General features: G+C 67.5%; 13 protein-coding genes and 1 pseudogene. 3 read left to right on the top strand and 11 right to left on the bottom strand.

The window, feature by feature from the left end:
- Position 1 precedes the first annotated feature (1 nt).
- From glgX to ACGFY9_RS43680, 4 genes are all read right to left on the bottom strand, one after another.
- Complete coding sequence (gene glgX / locus ACGFY9_RS43695) at positions 2-2,137, bottom strand: glycogen debranching protein GlgX (protein ID WP_393763894.1); 2,136 nt, start codon at positions 2,135-2,137, stop codon at positions 2-4.
- A 61-nt stretch (positions 2,138-2,198) separates the two neighbouring features.
- Positions 2,199-2,909, bottom strand: a complete 711-nt coding sequence (locus ACGFY9_RS43690) for an NAD(P)H-binding protein (RefSeq protein WP_393763892.1) — start codon at positions 2,907-2,909, stop codon at positions 2,199-2,201.
- A 56-nt stretch (positions 2,910-2,965) separates the two neighbouring features.
- Complete coding sequence (locus tag ACGFY9_RS43685; RefSeq protein ID WP_393763890.1) at positions 2,966-4,300, bottom strand: sugar phosphate nucleotidyltransferase; 1,335 nt, start codon at positions 4,298-4,300, stop codon at positions 2,966-2,968.
- Between the two features lie 173 nt (positions 4,301-4,473).
- Positions 4,474-5,430 (bottom strand): YbhN family protein, encoded by a 957-nt coding sequence (locus tag ACGFY9_RS43680; protein ID WP_393764108.1) that lies wholly within the window; start codon positions 5,428-5,430, stop codon positions 4,474-4,476.
- Between the two features lie 165 nt (positions 5,431-5,595).
- Between ACGFY9_RS43680 and ACGFY9_RS43675 the strand changes: the two genes are divergently transcribed.
- Positions 5,596-7,485, top strand: coding sequence for an ABC transporter ATP-binding protein (locus ACGFY9_RS43675; protein WP_393764106.1), 1,890 nt, complete (start codon positions 5,596-5,598; stop codon positions 7,483-7,485).
- A gap of 14 nt (positions 7,486-7,499) precedes the next feature.
- Here the strand turns inward: ACGFY9_RS43675 and ACGFY9_RS43670 are convergent, their stop codons facing one another.
- Positions 7,500-8,951 carry a purine-cytosine permease family protein gene (locus ACGFY9_RS43670; RefSeq protein ID WP_393763889.1) on the bottom strand — a complete coding sequence of 484 codons (1,452 nt, stop codon included), beginning with the start codon at positions 8,949-8,951 and terminating at the stop codon, positions 7,500-7,502.
- Positions 8,952-10,426: 1,475 nt separating this feature from the next.
- Here ACGFY9_RS43670 and ACGFY9_RS43665 point away from each other — a divergent pair.
- Positions 10,427-11,275 (top strand): transcriptional regulator, encoded by an 849-nt coding sequence (locus ACGFY9_RS43665; RefSeq protein ID WP_393763887.1) that lies wholly within the window; start codon positions 10,427-10,429, stop codon positions 11,273-11,275.
- Positions 11,276-11,527: 252 nt separating this feature from the next.
- Here the strand turns inward: ACGFY9_RS43665 and ACGFY9_RS43660 are convergent.
- From ACGFY9_RS43660 to ACGFY9_RS43635, 6 genes and pseudogenes are all read right to left on the bottom strand, one after another.
- Positions 11,528-12,278: pseudogene (locus ACGFY9_RS43660) on the bottom strand (transposase family protein).
- A 113-nt stretch (positions 12,279-12,391) separates the two neighbouring features.
- Positions 12,392-12,532, bottom strand: coding sequence for a hypothetical protein (locus ACGFY9_RS43655; RefSeq protein ID WP_393763886.1), 141 nt, complete (start codon positions 12,530-12,532; stop codon positions 12,392-12,394).
- Positions 12,533-12,565: 33 nt separating this feature from the next.
- Positions 12,566-14,404, bottom strand: coding sequence for a carbamoyltransferase (locus ACGFY9_RS43650; RefSeq protein WP_393763884.1), 1,839 nt, complete (start codon positions 14,402-14,404; stop codon positions 12,566-12,568).
- Positions 14,397-16,634: an iron-containing redox enzyme family protein gene (locus ACGFY9_RS43645; protein ID WP_393763882.1), complete on the bottom strand. Its 2,238-nt coding sequence runs from the start codon at positions 16,632-16,634 to the stop codon at positions 14,397-14,399. Before ACGFY9_RS43645 ends, ACGFY9_RS43650 begins: the two co-directional genes overlap by 8 nt.
- Before the next feature lie 198 nt (positions 16,635-16,832).
- A complete protein-coding gene (locus ACGFY9_RS43640; protein WP_393763880.1) occupies positions 16,833-17,840 on the bottom strand; it encodes an SGNH/GDSL hydrolase family protein in 1,008 nt (335 codons plus the stop codon).
- A gap of 55 nt (positions 17,841-17,895) precedes the next feature.
- Positions 17,896-18,885 carry a phytanoyl-CoA dioxygenase family protein gene (locus ACGFY9_RS43635; RefSeq protein ID WP_393763878.1) on the bottom strand — a complete coding sequence of 330 codons (990 nt, stop codon included), beginning with the start codon at positions 18,883-18,885 and terminating at the stop codon, positions 17,896-17,898.
- Between the two features lie 779 nt (positions 18,886-19,664).
- On the opposite strand from ACGFY9_RS43635, the gene ACGFY9_RS43630 reads away from it, so the two are divergent.
- The gene (locus ACGFY9_RS43630; RefSeq protein ID WP_393763876.1) at positions 19,665-20,462 is read left to right on the top strand and encodes a hypothetical protein; all 798 of its coding nucleotides are present in this window, start codon (positions 19,665-19,667) and stop codon (positions 20,460-20,462) included.
- The last annotated feature ends 62 nt before the right edge of the window (positions 20,463-20,524 follow it).

Here is a 20,524-nt window from a genome sequence, read left to right as displayed (position 1 = left end):
CTCAGGTGCCCTTCTCGTCGGGCAGGGCCGCCAGCAGGACGACGCTGCGGCCCTGGGCGTGGTGGGTGGGACCGTCGACCAGCTCCTCTTCTCCGGGCGGCGGGATGTCGTCGGGGCCGGGGCGGGCCGTGTCGAGCACGCGGTGCCAGCGGTGACCGGGGATCTCGGGCAGCTCGAAGTCGAGGCCCAGGTGGTACATGTTGAGGATCAGATGCAGATCCGGGTCACCGTCGAAACCGCCGTACGTGCAGGCCAGCACCCGGGCGTTGGGGTCCTCCCAGCCGGGTTGGTCGAGCCGGGTGCCGTGCCACGTGATGTCGGGCAGGGAGCGGGAGTTGAGGCGTTCGGAGAAGAACTGCGGTTCGCGCAGGGTGCGGTAGCGTTTGCGGAGCTGGATGACCCGCCGGGTGAAGCCGGTGGTCTCCTTCTCCTTCCTGGCCTGGTTCCAGTCGAGCCAGGAGACCGGACTGTCCTGGCAGTAGCCGTTGTTGTTGCCGCCCTGGCTGTTGCGGAACTCGTCGCCCGCCAGCAGCATCGGCACACCGCGGCTGAGCATCAGCAGGGACAGCAGGTTCTTGATCTGCCGTACCCGCAGGCACTCGACGTCGGCGTCGTCGGTGGGGCCCTCGACGCCGCAGTTCCAGCTGTAGTTCTCGTCGGCGCCGTCGGCGTTGGCCTCGCCGTTGGAGTGGTTGTGCTTGGCGTTGTAGCTGACCAGGTCGTTGAGGGTGAAGCCGTCGTGGCAGGTGATGAAGTTGATGCTGTTGGTGGGGAGTTCGCCCTGGGCCGCGAACAGGTCGGCGGAGCCGCCGAGCCGTGAGGCGACCTCGCCGACCATCCCCGCGTCACCGCGGACGAACCGCCGTACGTCGTCGCGAAATGGACCGTTCCACTGCGCCCAGCGCTTCCCCGGGAACCGGCCGACCTGATAGAGGCCGCCGCCGTCCCACGGCTCCGCGATGATCTTCGTCTCGGCCAGCACCTGGGACAGTTCGATCGCCCACAGGGCCGGCGGCACGGCCATCTCGTAGCCGAGCGGGCCGCGGGAGAGTTCGGAGGCGAGGTCGAAGCGGAAGCCGTCGATGTGGTGCTCGGTCACCCAGTACTCAAGGCTCTCCACGATGAACTTGGTGACCATCGGATGGTTGGCGTTTACCGCGTTGCCGCACCCGGTGAAGTCCATGTAGTGCGAGCGGTCCTGCGGCCACAGGTGGTAGTACGCCTCATTGGCCGCGCCCCGGAAGCTGATCGTCGGCCCGAACTCGTTGCCCTCGCTGGTGTGGTTGAAGACCACGTCGAGGATGACCTCGATGCCCGCCTGGTGGAACGCCTTCACCATGTCGCGGAACTCGGTGATGTGCGTGGCGAGATGAGGGCTGGAGCAGTAGCCGGTGTGCGGGGCGAAGAAGCCGTAGGGGTCGTAGCCCCAGTAGTTGCGCCGCGGGGTGCCGTCGGGGCCGGTGCGCAGGACCTGGGTCTCGTCGAAGTCGAAGACAGGCAGCAACTCCACGGCCGTGACGCCGAGTTCACGCAGATGCGGGATCTTGTCGATGACGGCGGAGAAGGTGCCGGGACGCTCGGCGCCCGAGGTCGGCGACGCGGTCAGACCGCGCACGTGCATCTCGTAGACGACGGTCTCCGCCATCGGGGTACGCAGCGGGGTGTCGCCCTCCCAGTCGTAGTCGTCGAGGTCGACCACCAGACTGCGCATGCAGCTCTCGACGTTGTCACCGGGACCGATCGCGTGGGTGCGCTCCCAGCGGCCGTTGATGTTGGCGCGCGCGTACGGGTCGATCAGCACCTTGCGGTGGTCGAACCGGGTGCCCAACTCGCCGTTGTCACGCGGTCCGTCGATGCGGAACGCGTAGACCTGGCCCGCGCCGATCCCGCTGACGTGGCAGTGCCAGAAGTGGAAGCTGCGGTGCCGGTCGGGCAGCAGCGTGATGGTGCGGTACGGCTGCGGGCTGTCGCAGTGCTCGAAGAGCAACAGGTCGACCTGCGTGGCGTGTTCGGAGAAGAGCGAGAAGTTGACACCGTCGGCGTCGACGGTGGGGCCCAGCGGCTGTGGCCGGCCGGGGGTGACGTCGGAGGGACGGCCGCCGGGGGATCCGGTGGCCTCGTCGGGGCGTAAGGTCATCTGTTCTGTCATGGCATCGGTCGCAGAGTCCGTCGGGGTGTCGTACACATCGGTGGCCACCTCATGTGAGTGCGGCCCGGGCCGCGGTCGGGGCGTCGGCGCGCAGGCCGGCGAAGAGTTCCTGCCAGGGCACGGGACTGGCGCCCGGTCCCGTCTCGCTGCGCATCTCGAAGGTCACGCCGCGGGCCGCGGGGGAGTACAGCGCCTGCACACAGGCGTCGGCGACGAGCGGGCGGGCCACCCGGCCGTCCCCCAAGTCGCCCTGTTCCAGGTGCAGATGACCGTGGTCGGGCTCGTCGGTCAGCCAGCCGGGCCGGATCACGGTGTACGGCAGCCCGGAGGAGCGGACCGCGTTCTCGCCGGCCAGCCGCCAGTCCAGCATCCGGCCGTAGGCGTTCATGGGGTGGTCGCGCCGGGTCACATGACGCTGGCTGACCAGCACGACGTGCGGGGCCGCGGCGGTGGAGCGCAGGGCGTCGAGGACATGGCGGACCCCGGTGTGCAGGGTGGTCTCCGGGCTGTCCGGACCGGCGTCGTCGGTGCCAGGCTCCACGATGTAGACGACCGCGGAGCAGCCGTGCAGCGGGGTGCGGACGGAGTCGGGGGAGCGCACGTCGGCCGCGAAGAACTGGGCCTGCGGCGGCGTGTGGCGGCGGGCGCGCTGGGTGCTGCGGCCGATGACGCGGACGCTCTCGCTCCGGGCGAGCAGTTGACGGGCGACGAGCCGGCCTGTGCGGCCGGTTCCTCCTATGACGGCGATCGGGCTGTCCATCGAGATCTCCACGGGGGCTGCGGAAGAGCCGGAAGGGGCGGGGGAGTTGGGGGCGCTCAGATCCAGTGCAGGATGTCGTCGGAGCTGGTCAGATGGGTGCCGGTGGGCAGCCCGGTGACGGCGGGCACCCGCAGCCGCGGATAGACGCTCACCCCGGACAGCCGGGTGCCGGGCCGCAGGTCGGCGGCCTCGCCGATCGCGGAGTGGACGAGCCGGACCGGGTTGTCCCGCTCGGAATGCACCCGCGCCATCGGGCCCACGTACGAGTCGGTGATGCGGGCGTACGGCCCGACGACAGCGCTGTCGCCGATCGCCGTCCGGCTGAGCCGGGCGCCCTCGTCCACGTCGACGCCGTCACCGATGTCGCTGAACCGCAGCTTCACACCCGGCCCGATCTCGGCGTTGCGCCCGATGCGCACGGCGGGGCCGATGACCACACTGCCCTCGGAGATCTTCTGGGCGAGGGTGGTGCCGGTGACGCTGTCCTTGGTGCGCAGGCTGGACTCGTGGATCCAGTACGGCGGGTCGGTGCTCGTCGGTTCGCCCATGGCCCGGGTCATCCACCGGTAGCGGCCGCCGAGCACGTCGCCGAGGGTGGCGAGATAGTCGGCGATGCTGCCGAGGTCGCCGAGCCGGTCGATGGGCGCGGCGGCGACCGGCAGTCCGCGCCCGACCAGCCAGGGCAGCAGGTCGCCGCCCCAGTCGAGGCGCTGCTGGGCGAGCCGGATCATCTCGGGGTTGCGCGCTGCCAGCCGCAGCCGGCCGCAGTCCACCAGGTACATCCCGGCGTTGGTCGGCAGGGTCCGGACGGACGACGGCAACGATGTCTCGGGGAAGATCCGGTGGACGCGGTCCAAGGTGGGCTTCTCCACGAACCCCGAGACCAGCCCGTCCGGGGAGGTCTGCATCACGCCGTACTTGCCGGCGATCTCCTCGGGGGTGCGGCCGACCGAGGCGACGGTCACGACGGCGTCGGCGGCGTCGTGCGCGTCGTTCAGCCTGTTCAGGTCGAACTCGAAGACCGAGTCCACCGGCAGCACCAGCGCACGGCCCGTCAGGTCCCACTGTTCGAGGTTGTGCAGGGTGGCGGCGCCCGATCCGACGTTGTACCGGTCGAGGCGGGCACGGGAGTAGTGGATCTCCACGCCGAACCGTTCGCCGTGGCCGAGCACGAGCTTGATCTGGCTGTGGTTCTCGGCGCCCTGGGCGATCACGTAGAAGCGGCGGATGCCCTGGTCGCGGCAGGCCTCGACGAGCCATTCGACGACGGAGCGGCCGACGAACGGGATGAGGGCCTTGCTGCGGATGTAGTCGGCCGAGGCGAGGGTGAGCGGCTTGGCGCGTTCGCCCCTGCCTCCCGCCAGGATGATTCCTAACGTCTCGTCCCCCATGACAGTCCTGCCTCCTCGGCTGACAAATCAACGCTCTTCAGTCAACTCGTGCTGTCATGTGGAGTCAAGTAAAAAGTAAAACAAGGTGGTTGAGGTGAGCGCGAAGAAGCCCCGGTCGATGTACCGACCAGGGCTGATGGTGCTTTACAGAAATGTTGGAGCGGGTCAGGGAATCAGATGACTCTCAGTCGGACCAGTGCGCCGAGCGTCAACGCGCCCGGAATGATAGGGATCCAGACGGTGATGATCCGGTAGGCCAGCACCACCGCCGTGGCCACCGCGACCGGGCCGCCCGCCGCGACCAGCGCGATGATGAGCGCGGCCTCGACGGAGCCGATTCCGCCGGGGGTCGGTATCAGCGCGACGGCGACCGTCGCGGCGAGGTAGGCGACGACCATGGACGCGGGCGGCACGGGCAGCCCCAACGCCAGCCCCACCGCGACGAGTCCGGCCGCCTGGAGCGAGGGGAAGGCGAGGACACCGCCCCACAGGGCGAGCGCGCGGGACGGCCGGGTGTGCACCGACCTGGCCTCGCCCAGCGCGGAGCGCACGAAGGTGAGAACGGCGGTACGGAGCCTGCGGGCGAGCAGCAGCACCAGCACCGCGGCGCACGCCACCAGGCCGATGCCGAGCAGCAGCGGACCGACCGCCCCGTGCGGGAGCAGCGAGCCGATCTCCAGCGCGTCCGGGAAGGCGACCAGCAGCGCCAGCAACAGGCCCACCCGGGCGACCGATTCGGCCAGCAGATACAGCGCGACGGCGGCCGAGGAGCGGGCCAGCGGCACCCCGCACAAGGCCATGAACCGCAGGTTGACCGCGCTCGCGCCGAGCCCCGTCGGCAGCAGGTGGTTGGCCGCGCCCGCCGCGAACTGGGTGGCCAGCAACCGGCGTACGGGCAGCCGCTCGACGAGCGCGCCCTGCCGTCCGGCGGACGCGGCGACCCAGGTACCGCAGGTCGCGGCCGCCGCGGCCAGCAGCCACGGCCAGTCGGCATCCTTGAGGTGACCGAAGCCCTCGACGAGCACCGGCCAATGGCGCACGGCGATCCACAGCACGAGCGCGAGCGGGACCAGCATCAGGATCTGCCGGACGGGGAGACGCTTGAGACCTTGGGCGTTTCGGACGACCATCACATCCCGAGAGGGTCCCCATGCCACGTCAACTGCGGGTTGCCGCAGCGGGGACAGTTCCTTACGCGCGCCCCTACACGAGCCCTCGTGCCACTCCTCGCCCGGAGATCCGGCGCATTCGTTGACCTCAACGACGCTTGAGGTCCTACGGTCTCTCCCATGAGCATGGAGAGCACGGCCTGGACCCAACTGCACAGTGTCATGACCGCCGAACAGGAGCGCCGCCCGTTCGCCCGCGCCACGCTGCGCCGCATCGCGGAGTTCGCGCGCCCGCACCGCCGCCCGATCGCCCGCTTCGTCCTGCTCGGGGTGGTGACCGCGCTGCTCGCCGTCGCGACCCCCGTCCTGGCCGGACATGTCGTCGACGCGATCGTGTCGGGCGGCGACGACGGGACCGTCGTACGCCTCGCCCTGCTCATCGCCCTGATCGCCGTCGCCGAGGCGGCCCTCGGGATTCTCGGTCGGCGGCTCTCCGCCGCGCTCGGGGAGGGGCTCATCCTCGATCTGCGGACGGCTGTGTTCGATCATGTGCAGCGCATGCCGGTCGCCTTCTTCACCCGCACCCGTACGGGAGCGCTCGTCTCCCGGCTCAACAACGACGTCATCGGCGCACAGCGCGCGTTCAGCAACACCCTGTCCGGAGTGGTGAGCAACTTCGTCACGCTGCTGCTCACGCTGGTCGTCATGCTCACCCTGTCCTGGCAGATCACCCTGCTCGCGCTCGTGCTGCTCCCGGTGTTCGTGATCCCGGCCCGCCGCATGGGCAGCCGCATGGCCCGCATGCAGCGCGAGGCCGCCACGCTCAACGCCGCGATGAGCACCCGCATGACCGAGCGCTTCTCCGCGCCCGGCGCCACCCTCGTCAAACTCTTCGGCCGCCCCGACGAGGAGTCCGTGGAGTTCGCGGACCGCGCGAGCCAGGTCCGTGACATCGGCGTCCGCACGGCCACCGCCCAGTCGGTGTTCATCACCTCCCTGACCCTCGTCTCCGCCCTGGCCCTCGCCCTCGTCTACGGCCTCGGCGGCTGGTTCGCCCTGCACGGCAGCCTGGAGCCGGGCGCGGTCGTGTCACTGGCCCTGCTCCTGACCCGCCTCTACGCCCCGCTCACCGCCCTCGCCGGAGCCCGCGTCGAGGTGATGAGCGCGCTGGTCAGCTTCGAGCGCGTCTTCGAGGTCCTCGACCTCAAACCCCTCATCGAGGACAAACCCGACGCCCGCGAGGTCCCCGAGGGCCCGGTCGCGGTCGAGTTCGACGAGGTCCGCTTCGCCTACCCCTCCGCCGACAAGGTCTCCCTCGCCTCACTCGAAGAGGTCGCCTCCCTCGACACCCGCGGCGGCGCCGAGGTCCTGCACGGCATCTCCTTCCGCGCCGAACCCGGCCAGACCATCGCCCTCGTCGGCTCCTCCGGCGCAGGCAAGTCCACCGTCGCCCAGCTCCTGCCCCGGCTCTACGACGTCGACGAAGGCGCCGTACGCGTCGGAGGCGTCGACGTCCGCGACCTCACCGCCGCCTCCCTGCGGGCCACCCTCGGCATGGTCACCCAGGACGGCCACCTCTTCCACGACTCGGTCCGCGCCAACCTCCTCCTGGCCCGACCCGCCGCCACCGAGGACGAGTTGTGGGACGCGCTGCGCCGCTCCCGCCTCGACGACCTCGTACGGTCCCTGCCCGACGGCCTGGACACGGTCGTCGGCGAACGCGGCTACCGGCTCTCCGGCGGCGAGCGCCAACGCCTCACCATCGCCCGGCTGTTGCTGGCCGGCCAGCGCGTCGTCATCCTCGACGAGGCCACCGCCCACCTGGACAACACCTCGGAGGCGGCCGTCCAGGAGGCCCTCGCCGAGGCGCTGCAGGGCCGTACGGCCGTGGTGATCGCTCACCGGCTGTCCACCGTGCGCTCCGCCGACCAGATCCTCGTCGTCGAGGCGGGCCGGATCGTGGAACGCGGCACGCACGACCAACTCCTCGCCGCCGGTGGGCGGTACGCCGAGCTGTACCGCACGCAGTTCGAGAAGCAGCCGGAGATCGGACCGGTCCAGGAAGCGGTGGTGTAAGGGCCCAACGGCCGTCAGGGCTCGCGGTGTTCGTGTGCCGCCTGCTCCAACTCCTCGGCCTCCGCCTCGGCCACGCGGATCTCGGCCGCCACGTCGATCGAGCGGCTCAGCCACCAGTACAGCAACCCGGCGACCGGCAGCCCGACGAACAGGGAGAGGTCGGCGCCGTCCATGGCATGCGCGATCGGGCCGACGTAGAGGGTGCCGACGGAGAAGAACGGCACCATGACGCCGAAGCCCACCAGGTAGGAGATGATGCCGTGCCAGCCCCAGCGGCCGTAGATGCCATGGGGGTTGAAGATCTCGGCGATCGCGTAGTGGCCGCGGCGCACCACGTAGTAGTCCATCAGGTTGACCGCGGTCCACGGGATGAACAGATAGAGCACCAGCAGCAGGAAGTTGTTGAAGTTCGTCAGGAAGTCCGCGGTCGCGGCCATCGCGCCGACCAGGGAGAGCACCGCGGTCAGCCCGATCGTCAACGCCCTTACGCCCACGGTCGGTTGGACCTTCTTGAACGAGTCGATCGCGCTGATCAGGGTCAGTGAACCGCCGTACATGTTCAGCGCGGTCACGGAGACCAGGCCCAGGGTGGCGAAGAGGAGCACGATCGCGCCGAAGCCGCTGAACACCTTGTCGCCCGCCGCGTCGATCGAGCGGATCGTGTCGAAGTCCTTGCCCGCCCAGGCGGCGAGCAGCGCGCCGAGCGTCATCAGCCAGACCCCGCCGAGCGCCGAGCCGAAGTAGGTCCAGTAGAAGGTCTTGCGGACGGTCACGTCCGGCGGGAGGTAGCGCGAGTAGTCCGAGACGTAGATCGCCCAGCTGATCTGATAGCCGGCGACCACACCGAACTGCGCGAGGAACGGCGTCCAGGAGAAGCCGCCCAGGTCGAAGGAACCGGCCGGGTAGTGCAGGGTCGCCAGCACGCCCACGGTGAAGATCCCGAAGACGACCAGGAAGGTGTACGTCAGGAACTGCTCCGCCTTGTGGATGACGTCGTAGCCCACCAGCGCGATCACGAAGCCGACCACGGTGACCACGGCGACCCACATCTTGGTGCCGCCGTGCACCGTGGTGTGCAAGGCCTCCCCGGCGAGGATCGTGTTGAAGACGTTGAAGCCCGCGTACTGCACATACGCGAACAGCCACACCAACAGGGCGCCCACGTAACCGAATTGAGGCCGCGACTGGATCATCTGCGGCAGCCCCAGCTGCGGGCCCTGAGCCGAGTGGAACGCCATGAAGAAGGTGCCGAGCAGGGTGCCCGCGACGATCGCGATGAGCGACCAGATGAGGTTGCCGCCCTCGGTGATGCTGATCAGACCCACGGCGAGGGTGGCGATCTGCGCGTTCGACATGAACCACAGGGGGCCCAGATGCCACAGTTTGCCGTGGCGCTCGTTCAGGGGGACATAGTCGATGGAACGTATCTCCAGCCCCGACACCCGGGGCTCAGATGTGGTGGTCACGGTGCCTCCAGGGTGCTGATCAGGCCTGTGTGGCCACATTCATCCCCCGCAGGGGTCCCGGCAACCGCAACTGAATCTATGAACCACTCTCTTTACCTGGTCCATACATGACGCTTGGGCCTGTGATGGCGCGGGTCCCTCGCTGTAAAGTAGGCGAACAGCCTTTGACCTGCATAAACGCAGGCAGGGAGCCGACCCGGTGCTGACCTTTTACCGAGCATGGAGAGACTCCCGAATCTCCGGCTTGCTGACCTGCGCCTGCGCCTGCGGCAGGGGCCTCCTGTGCCGCCCATCGCCCTGCTCGGAAGGCTTGATGCGTGGGTCGACAGCTTGCTCGTGGAATGGGGTCGTTCTTCAAGGAGTGCGGTTGTTCCAGGCCGGCCCGTTGCCCGCACCCGTACACGATTCGGTTCCGGAAGGCTCTCGGTAAGCAGCGTGACGAGGTCGGCTACGACACGCAGGACGACGTGATCGAGAGTCTCACCGTGCACATTTCCGAACGTCGGTATTCCGGCCTCACGTGGGCCTGTCGGAATGATCTCCCTGAGAGTCACGGAAAGTGTTTGCAGAGAGGGAGATCGTTGCGTCATGTCAAGGCGCGCTGCATGAGGTGTTCGTGGGTGCGTAATTCTCGGCCGTCGTCAACTTGGAGTTCTGGTGGCACGCGGGGTGTGGTCGGGCGTAGTGCCGGGCGGCCCGGGTGCCCAAGTCTCCTCCCGCGCTTCTGGGCCGACGGTGGCGAGTGGTGTGGACGATGTGTTGCGAGTGGCTCCGTTGGGCGTGGCCGTGTCACTGCTGTGGCGGTTGGGACGTTGGAACGCACAGGACATGTGTTGCGCAGCTCGTTCAACTGATGCGACGCCGCAGTTGAACGGCCGTCGGTTCACAGGTAGGAAACCTCGACAGCTCTGCAGCGAAACGTGAACATGTATGTGTGTTCGAAAGGGCTTTCGAGAGCTCAGGGGAGACGGGATTGGTTCGCTGGAGGTGTTGTCGGCGCACCGGAGGTGCTGGCGGCGATCGCCAGTGAGGCGGCAGGAATGGGTGAGATGTCGGGCTCGCCTTGAGTTGGGAACGGATGTGAGGCACTGGACGTTCTTACCCATGCCCTGTTTCAGGGGCCGCTGTAATGTCCTGGGCGCTTATTACGGCCTCTTGCTCGGATTCCAGGAAAGCGTGGTGGTGTCTGTCGGATTTTCTTGTGGCAAAGGGATTCGAATCTTGTGCCAATGGGGGAGATGAGCTTGAATCGTCACACTGTCGACTTGATGTCATCAATACGTGAAGATAGAGCGATCGATGCGGCCTCGCCGATTGTGCCATCCAAGGCTCGCGAAAGACAAGTTGTACCCGTTCTGATTGAGTCTCTCCTGCCGGGTGAATCACCGCGGTTGGAAGGTCAGGATGCGAATCACGTAGCTCGGTTAGCCGATCTTGATGTTCCCCTTCCTCCTATTCTCGTGGATCGGCGCAGTATGCGCGTGATCGACGGGATGCATCGCCTGATGGTTGCCTTTTTGAAAGGCCAGGAGACGATCGAAGTCGAGTTGTTCGATGGCACCCCAGAGGAAGCCTTCCTGCGGGCCGTCGAAGCTAATGTGACGCATGGTCTTCCTCTGTCAAAGGAAGATCGCCGAGCTGCGGCCGCGCGCATTATCGCGTCACATCCCGAGATGTCGGACCGGGCTATCGCACGCGCCGCAGGCCTGGGAGCCAAGGCGGTGGCGCTCCTCCGACGAAGCTCGGACGCTGACGCGTCGCAGCTGGGTGCACGTGTTGGCAGAGACGGCAAGGCCCGCCCCCTCAACAGCACCGAGGGCAGGATCCGTGCGGCCGAGCTGATCGCGGAGAATCCGGATGCTTCGCTACGCGAAGTGGCACGCCGCGCAGGTATCTCGCCGGCGACCGTGAGCGACGTCCGTAAGCGAATCACGTCCGGTGAGCCGCCCGTGGCGGAGCAGGTGGCGACTGAGACGGATTCCGAGCCCGATCGCCACAGCCCGGCGGATTCGGTGCAGGCCGGTACAGGGCGTGTAGTACGAAGAGTGCGGCTGGTTCAGCCGGATCCTGTCTCGCTGGTCGAGAAACTGGTGCGTGATCCGTCCCTGAGACACAAGGAAGAGGGGCGATACCTGCTTCGTGTCCTGCAGCTGAACGCCATCGGGGCTCAGGAGTGGTCCAAGCTTGCCGCAGCAGTGCCGCCGCACTTTGGTGACTTGATCGCCGACCTCGCGAGACAGTATGCGGAGACTTGGGCGGAGTTCGCCAAGGAGCTGGACGAGCGCATCCAGGCCATCAGAGATGAGACCGAGGCTTCGATGTAGTAGCAGGTGACTCCGTAGAACTCGTAACACGACCTTCTTGAACCGTCCTGGTCGGGCGTGATCGGTGTGTCGATTCGGCCGTTCGTGATGGTATGAGTACTCGGCAGTGAATCGCGGACGACCACTTGTGGGCGTTGATCGAGCCGCTGGCGACGTCTGGAGAGGTGGCAGCAGACTGGGGGTATTCGACCAGCTGCACCGGATCCTGGTGGTAGAGCCGGACGCCGTCAGTGAACAACGTAGGGAGCCTCTTCAGTGTTGCCGCTCCAGGGTGAGCATGGCTTTGGCGATTGACGTCATGCGGTTGGGGCGGCAGTGGGACCTGTGGAAGATCCGCCAGGACTTCAGGCAGGCCACGCCGCGCTCAACCGGTGCCCGGGCCGCGGCCAGGGCACCGGTTGACGGTCTTCCCGCTAGGGGGGAGTTCCCGCAGGGGCCTGCGTTTGATGCCCGTGGTCAGCCAAGGGTCACCGCCCTGGTAGGCAAGGTCGGCCAGGATGGGGACGCCCTGGCGCTCGCAGATGCGGATGGTCCGGTGGGTGCGGGCGGCGGTCAGGTCGTGGGAGCGGCCCGGCAGCGCGGGCAAGAGCCACAGCAGCCGGCCGTCCGGATCGGTGACTAGCCGCACGTTCACCCCGTGCCGGCGGTGCTTGTGGGAGTAGTCGGCCCGTCCGTCGCCGACCCGGTCGCACTCGGCGAGCGTGCCGTCCAGGAGGACGAAGTCCGGATCCTGCTCGCGTAGGACCTTCAGCAGGCCCGGTGCACGGTCGGCGAGGAGGTCGATGACCGCGCTGGTGCAGGCGTGGGCGGTGGACTCGCTGATCCCGAACCCGGCAGCGATCTTCGCCAGAGTGGTGTGTTCGCGCAGGTACACCAGTGCCACCATCGCGCGTTGGGACGGGCGGAGCTTGCGGCGCCGGTCGCTCTCACGGGTGACAACGAGCATGGTGACCCAATCCACGAGCGCATGTGGCAGGTCGAGTGCGGCAGGATGGATGACCAACGAGGCCCCCGAGCAACGTGATTGAGACGTCAGACATCTCGATCAACAGCCCGGGGGCCTCGCTCGTTGCGCTTCACCGGCCATCACCTGATCGGTGGCCAACTCGAAGAAGCTCAATGATCAGCTGATTCGATCCAGTAGGTCTTTGCCCGCTGCCTGCGACGTCGCGTCAGCGGGTCGAGAAGGAAGCGGCTCGCCAGGCCGATCGGGGTGACGACCAGGAAGTAGATGATGAAGAGCATGATGTCTCTCACGACCTCTCCGGTGAGGATGGTTGGCGGGAGGGGTCAGTCGAGGGGGATGTCCGCACGCCAGTCGCCTTCCTCGGACCACGCAGGCTGCTCGCTCTTGTGCAGCAGGAAACCGCCCATCGCGAGCATGTCGATGTCGGTGCGCATGAAGCAGGTGTAGGCGTCGTGCGGCGAGTTCACGATCGGCTCGCCGCGGACGTTGAACGACGTGTTGACCAGCACCGGGCAGCCCGTGTGCGCCTTGAAGGCGGTCAGCAGCTCGTGGTAGGCGGGGTTGCTGTCCGGGGTGACCGTTTGCACGCGCGCGGATCCGTCGACGTGGGTGACGGCGGGGATCGTGGAACGCTGCACGTGCAGCAGGTCGATTCCGGTCGCGTCGGTCTCGGTCACCGGGAGCTGCTGGGCCGCCGCCACCCGCGCCACCACCAGCATGTACGGGCTCTCCTGGCGGAGGTCGAAGTAGTCCTTCGCATCAGTGGCCAGCACGGCTGGCGCGAACGGGCGGAACGACTCCCGGAACTTGATTTTGAGGTTCATGGTGGACTGCATCGCGGGATCGCGCGGATCGCCCAGGATGGAGCGGGCTCCCAGCGCCCGAGGTCCGAACTCCATGCGATCCTGGAACCATCCGACGACCTTGCCGTCGGCCAGTGCCGCCGCGACGTCATCAGCCAGGCTGCCGGAATCCGGACGGTGGTGTGGAATTCCGTGGCTCCGCAGGAATTCGGCGATCTGCGCGTCGCTGAAGGCGGGGCCCAGTAGTGAGCCGGACATCGCGTCACGTCGGCTGCCGACGTGGTCGCGCACGGCTCCTCGCTCCATCGCCACCGCCATGGCCGCCCCCAGTGCCCCGCCGGCGTCGCCGGCAGCGGGCTGGATCCATACCTCGTCGAAGACCCCGCTCCTGACGATCTCTCCGTTGGCGACGCAGTTCAACGCCACGCCGCCGGCCAGGCAGAGGGTGGCTTCCCCTGTGCGCTCCTGCGCGGTACGAGCCAGGCGGAGCATCACGTCCTCGGTGACGCTCTGGACGGACGCAGCCAGATCGAACTCGCGCTGCGTCAGCGGTCCCTCGGGCGTGCGCCGCGGACCGCCGAAGAGTTTCTCGAACGCCCGGCCGGTCATCACCTGCCCCCGCAGGTACTCGAAGTACCGCATGTCCATGTGGAACGACCCGTCCGGCTTGATGTCGATCAGCCGCTCCCTCATCAGGTCCGCGTACCGGGGCCTGCCGTACGGGGCCAGGCCCATGAGCTTGTATTCGCCGGAATCGACCTTGAAGCCGCAGAAGTAGGTCAGGGCGGAGTACAGCAGTCCCAGCGAATGCGGGAACCGGATCTCGGCGAGCGCCCTGAGCTGAGTGTCCCGGCCATGCCACAACGTCGTGGTGGCCCATTCGCCCACACCGTCCACGCACAGAACGGCGGCCGACTGATACGGGCTGGGGAAGAAGGCCGAGGCCGCGTGTGACTCGTGGTGCCGCCGCGCGACAATGTCCGGCACCTTCCCCAGGCCCATCGACTCGAGTTCGCGCCGGATGACCTGGAGCGTCCGGAGCTTGCCGTCGGACCGCAGCCAACTCGGCAGGGTTTCACGGAAGGAGGTGACAGCCGCGGGCGCGGTACCTATCAGGGTGGCCAGTACCCTGCGGAACTTCAGCCGGGGGTCTTCGTGGTAGGCGACCGTGGAGATGTCCGCGAAGGACACCTCCAACTCGTCGAGACAGCTGCGGACCGCCTGGACGGGAAACGAGGGATCATGCCGTTTCCTGCTGAAACGCTCTTCCTGCGCGGCCGCGACGGGAACTCCGTCGCGCACGAGCGCGGCCGCGCTGTCATGGTAGAAGGCCGAGATTCCGAGAACCAGGTCAGACACCGGTGTGCTCCTCCGTCCCTGGTACGACCGCTCTGGGACCGCGAGACCGGCTTCCGGCGAGCCGACCGTGACGGCCGGCCCTGCGGGCCATGAATCCGGTGGGGGGATTGAGCGAGCGGTAGCCGACGCGCACCCGCTCCCAGGTCTCTGCCCGGCTGCCCGGCCCGGCGCGGTCCGGCAAGCTCGTCATGAATGAGTCGACGGCGTCGGCCGCCCAGGCGGAATGCCCAGTCGCGACGTTGTCGATGGTGTTGTGGATGTCCACGAAGCGGGTGCTGAAGCCGTATTCCCGCAGTGCCAGCCCCGCCCTGCGGTAGGCGCCGCCCACGCCGGACAGTTCCATGGCGAGATTGAGACCGAGCACCTCGGGCAGGAAGGTGCGCGGGAAGCGTCCGATGCACAGCCAGTAGACGGGCAGTTCGAACGACGCGTAGCGGAAGCCCGGCCAGCGCGCGAACTCCGGTGAGTCCGTGGGCGGTAGCTGGACGGCCATCTCCTTCAAGACCTGACGGTAGATCAGGGGGTGGTTCAGGTTGGTGTCGCCATTGCCCAGTTCGTCCCAGTAGGTCGCGAAGAGTGAGTGTCCGATGTCCGAAGACGCCAGTTCGTAGTCGGTGAAGCCCTGCAGCCAGCTTCCGTCGATCAGGGTGAGCGGCGCCGTCTGCACAGCGTCGTCCACCACGGCCTCGCGTGACGGCAACGGGACGTTCACGCTCTCCTCGAAGTACGCTCCGTGCCGGTCGTGCTGCGCCAGGAGCCAGGGCCGCAGACCTTCGGTCGTCCACCGCGCCGGGAGCGGCACGGACCGGGAGTCCATTCGATGCCGGGCGCGTGCCAGCCATCCTCGTATGTATCGCAGGCACCAGTCGTTCAGTTCCGGGCTGCCGGTACGCACCATGAGCGCGTGGTAGGCCTCGCGCAGGTCGCGCGGGCCGCCGCCGGACGGGACTCCGGTCTCCAGCAGGCCGGGCAGCTTCACCAGGGGTCGCGGGTCCGACGGCCGTGCGGCGGGAGCCGGTGTACGGGTGGGAGCGTCAGAATCGCGGGGCTTGGTGGTACCGGGGAGGGCGTCGATCCACCGGCTGATGACGGAGAGATCATCGGGCGAGAAGATCCTGAACATCGGGCCGCGCTCGCTGACCAACCCCTTGACCAGAGGACTGGCACCGGAACGCCCCGGTCTGACGAGATCGCTGCGCGCCAGGACATCGAGAAACGGCTTCGGATCGTCCCGGCAGTCCTTCAGCCACTCGGACAGCGGCCGATCCTTCAAGAGGACGTGACGGTGGTAGAACGAGCCTTCCCTGGCACGCCGTCGCATCAGCTCGGCCATGTCGAAGCCAGGGTCCAGCGATGCGCGCAACTCCTCGCGCAGCGCGTCGATCTGGCCCTTCAGCGTGGCCAGTGCCCAGCGGAAGCCCGTGTATACCCGTGCGGCTGACTCCGGACCGGACCGCACCAGGGTGTCCGCGATGGCACGGCACCGGTCGATCGGCGGAAGACCGCCGTCCGTTGCCGCGGAGTAGTCGATCGCCGCCCAGTCTGCGTTCAGCTCCCGCCCAGCCAGAGCGAGCGGCGGCGGCACCCCTACGGCGCGCAGACACAGGTCCGCCCCGATGAGCTCGTCGCGGAAGTCGTCGGGCCGTCGGCTCATCAGGAGGAGCAGGGCCGCGAGACGGAATGCCATGTCCGCGATCCGCCGGTCGCCGGCAAGACGAGCCAGCGGTACGGCGTTGTCCGAGGCCCGCAACCGCCGCAGCAGACCAAGGTAGGCACTGCCCCTGGCCGAACCGGGGTGGCCAACGCCGACATCGGAGGCGTAGAGCGCGAGGGTCCGGAGCGACAGGGTCGAGTCCGCGGTGCCCGGGGCCGTGAGCCACTGGAGCCACGCCCCGGACGCGAGGCCGAGGGGCGCCCATCCAAGGGCTGCCCTGCGGACGAGGAGCCGGCGGCCCTCGGCGTCAGTGAGGCGCCCAACCGCTCGGTATGCGTCGGCGGCTGCGGACGACCACTCGGCGGCCATGCGGATCAGGTTGTCGAGCGGCTGATCGGTGCCGACGGAGGCTTGGAGCAGCTCCGTGCGGACCAGGTCGACCAGCGTGCCACCCGGGACGAGCGCTTCAGGATCGGCGGCGTGGGCGTAGAGCCTGCGATAGGTGTGCTCGAAGCCGACGCCCCGCGCGGATGAGGCGGGTGCGACGGTGCCGCCGCTTGTCACGTCATGGTGCATGGGCCCTCCCAGTAGGTGGACTTGCCACGTGTGCCGAGCGGAGTCGCGAACTCTCAGAACATCGGATAGATCGATGCGTCGTCCTTCCGTCCGCCGCGTTTCCGGCGCCGGAAGATCTTGTCGACGATCATGCGTATGAAAGACATGCCACACCTCGCTTGGGCAGCACGCGCACCGCGTGTCTGGAGACGCTGGGGCCTAGGAGAGCTCGAGTGCTTCGGCCATGGTTCTGGCGACGATGTCGTGGCCCGTGTCGTTGTAGTGCACGCGGTCGACGAAGAGCCAGTCGTGCGGGGTCGTCGCCTCGGCGACGACGGGGTTCAGATCGAGGAACCGGACTCCCCGCTTCTCGCAGCCGACGCGAAGCGCCGCGGCGAAGGTTCGCGCGACCTCTGTCGTCGCGACGTCCCCGTAGAGTTCCTCCCACACCCCCCGCTTGTAGATTCGGTCCCTCTCCTCGAAGAGGATCTCCTCCTGCGGTGTGGAGGTCTGACGCATCCACCGGGACATCGGCTGGAGAACGTACGAAATACGTGTCTCAGGACCGGCTACGCGCTGCCACGTGTCGAGCTGGCGGAGCGTGGTGTCCGCCGCGGAGTCGATGACCGTGGTGATGTCGCGGCGCACGTCGTCGAAGGTCGCGACGCCGGCTGGTGAGGACGACGCTTTCGCCCGGCGGACGAAGCGCCTGGACCGGTCCCGGTTCTGCTCCCGCAGCTCCTCCATCTTCTCGAAGTACTCGCCGCAGAAGAAGAAGGCGCCATGATCACCCTGCTGCCACTCGGGCAGCCGCGCGAGCATCATGGCGTTGACACCAGAACAGATGACGATCTCGCTGATGTTGCCCAGCAGGTTCCGGTACAGCGTGAAAAGCAGTGCTTCCTGGGCCGGGTTGAAGCAGTGGCCGGCGAAGTTGAGCCACGGTTCGGACGGGGCGTACCGGCTCCACAGCAGGGATGCCAGCGTACTGTCGTCGCCGGTGGCGCCTACGCCGAGGGCGGTCGAGCCGCCGGTGAGGATACGCACCGGTCCCGGCGGGACATGCCCGGCGGCGGACGCCTTGGTCCCGTCCGGCCCGGTGCTGACGCGGAAGCCGGACCGGTCGGTGTTGACAGTCGGCGAGATGAAATCAGGCCGTCCGAAGTACATGAGGTAGGGCAGGTAATGACGCCGCCCGGCGTCGTTGAACTCGTCGTAATCCCGCATTTGCGGCGTTAGTTCATACCGTTGGAGCTTCACAGCCACAGCGTCCCCCCGCTGCTCATCGCGGTACCGGAGCGCTGTTGCAGACCGTCCACGGTGTGTCGGCCGCCCAGGACGCGGGCTCGTACGCGTCCTTGCCGTGCTGTTCGAGGAGTGGAGCCGGGACCAGCCGGGTGTAGTCGCCGCCGCGGCCCATCACCGTCGTCTGGTCGGTCGGTTTGTAGTGGTCCATCGGGTGTCCCGTCGCCCCGAAGTCGCCGAACATCCGGCGCAGGCGCGGCGAGAGGTCGTCGAGCACGGTGGGAGGTTGCGCGTGGTAGTCGTGCGGCCGGTGCCACAGGTGCCCGAAGCGCAGGATGAAGCTCTTGCGCGGCGCGTGGACGTTGCAGTCGACGGCGTGCCACAGCGAGTACGGGAACAGCAGCACGTCACCGGGTTTCGCGCGTACGGTCACCGCCCCGGGGACGCCTCCCGCGCGCTGCTGCCTGTTCAGCTCCTCAATGTCGGTGGCGGTGGGGGCGGGCCCCGTGTGGCTGCCCGGGATCAACAGGAAGTTCCCGGAACGGGGCTCGGACACCTCGGTGAGGAAGATCTGCGCCTTGGCCTGCAGACTGCGTCCCGAGTGGTCGATGTTCACGTCGTGCATCGCGGAGCCACCGTCGACGTGCCAGGGCTCGTGGGGCGCCTGGTCGATGTCACGGTAGAAGACTTCCGTGCCCAGCACGTGCAGCCCCTCGCCGAGCAGCGAGACCATCGGCCCGACCAGCCGTGGGTGGTCGAGGAAGTACGCCAGCGCGCGTTGCTGGGCTATCGCGTTGCGCACCCGCACCAGATCTTTCCTGCTGCCCTCGTCGAAGTAGCTGGCGTGGTAGGGCACCGGATCCTCGCCGTCGACGATCAGGGCATCCACGGCCCGGTCGACGATCTCCCGCCCGAGGTCGATCTCCGCCTCGTTGAACAGCCCGCGCAGATGGAGGTACCCCTGGGTCGCGTACTGCGAGAGTTCCTCGTTGCTGAGCCCACGCCAGTCATGTTCGATGTTGGCCATCATGTACTCCGTTCCGAATCTCTGCCGTCAGGAGTTTCTTCACCATGAAGCGATGTACCGGAGCTTGAATCCCGAGCGCGTCGACTGGAGCCGGTCCTGGCGGCTCCGGCGCGCTGAGTGCAAGAGGCAGGAGCGGGCATCTAAACATCCCGCTTCATCTTCCTTGAACAGCGAGCTAATCACCGAGATCGGAGCGAGTCAACGTCCTGATAGCCGGGTTGAATCCGCTATGTCCGTTGTTTTGATCAGGTCTATGGGGTCCAGGTTCGGAAGCGGCAATCGGGTAAGCCGCCCATGGTCCGTCAATTGCGGACGTTCGCGTTTGACGGAAGCTTTGATTCCGATTTTCCGGCGCTGGTTGGGGGCGACACATCCCCACCGCGGGATCGAAAGTTCGAAGCCCGCGTAAGGCGCGACATCGCTAACCCGTGCCCATGGGACCGGCGTTCATCCGAACCCGCGCTGTATCGGACTGTTCCCTGCATTCCGTGGGTTCTCGGCGCGGAAGCGGCAACCCGCCCCGGCTCTGATGCCCTTGCCGTACGTCCGGCTGCCAGCTAGCTTATGTGGGTCTGCGACCTCAACGGGACGACTGAGTGGTGAGTAATTCCTCGCGCACACATGGCGCGCTGTGGTACTGCTAGGGATCGAGCGAATGGATGCTGAACTGACATGAAAGCATTTCCATGGCTATGACGGATACAGCTGGAGCCGGCCGAGGATTCTATGTAGGAATCCTAGGGCTGGACGGAGCTGGTAAGACCACTGTCGCTCACGGCTTGACCGCACGGCTGGCCGACCAGGGATACAAGTCCGAGTTTCTGAGATGGCGGGATATCGCCGCCCAGGTGGACCGGGTCGAATTCCCTCACATCACTCTGCGACAGCTCCTCGTGGAGACATGGCGGTCGCGCTACGGTGGCGCCGAGGATGCATCCTCGCTCCGTGTGCAACACGGTCCGCCTCTCTACGAGGATTTCACGCGCGCCAAACTCGAACAGGACGGCACTGTTTCCCCGGTTGGCGTCCACCGCTCCGGCATGGCGACATCCGCGATGCTTGAATTCGTGGCCGACATGCTGATCCAAGCGGAGTTCATCAACGAGAGTGCGTCCAGCGGCAGGATCGTCGTCACGGAGAGCTTCGGCTACAAGAACGTGATGAAGGTGCTGCGCGTGGCCGGAGAGGTCCCGCACGACGACCTCTCCGGCGAGATCATTGCCAGGATGCGCGACTTCATCACCGACTGCTACTCCACCCGGTATATGCAGCCCGACATCGGAATCTTCCTGCGCGTCACGCCGGAGGAGTGCTATCGGCGCATCACAGCGCGGCGTGGCGGCGTCGGGCCGGTGGAGGACATGGGCTTCGCGGGCCGGGCGGGCCGGACGTCCTTCATGGAACTGCAGAGCGCTCTGCTGGCGGAGTACGAACGGATGGCCACCCAATGGGGCTGGCACATCGTCGACGGAGACGGCGCCACCGCCGAAGAGGTCCTCGACGCCGTCAACGAAATCGTGGTTGCCGATGTCGCGTCGGCGTGGCAGGCGGCCGGTCCCCTTCAGGGGACTGCGTAGTTCTGCGCCGGCCCGCGCGCGGTCGCGGTCGCGTGACAGCGCCACCGGGTGCGAGTGCGTCG

It is taken from the genome of Streptomyces sp. NPDC048504, assembly GCF_043200035.1.
Taxonomy (GTDB): domain Bacteria; phylum Actinomycetota; class Actinomycetes; order Streptomycetales; family Streptomycetaceae; genus Streptomyces.
This window is presented reverse-complemented; position numbering and strand designations above follow the sequence as displayed.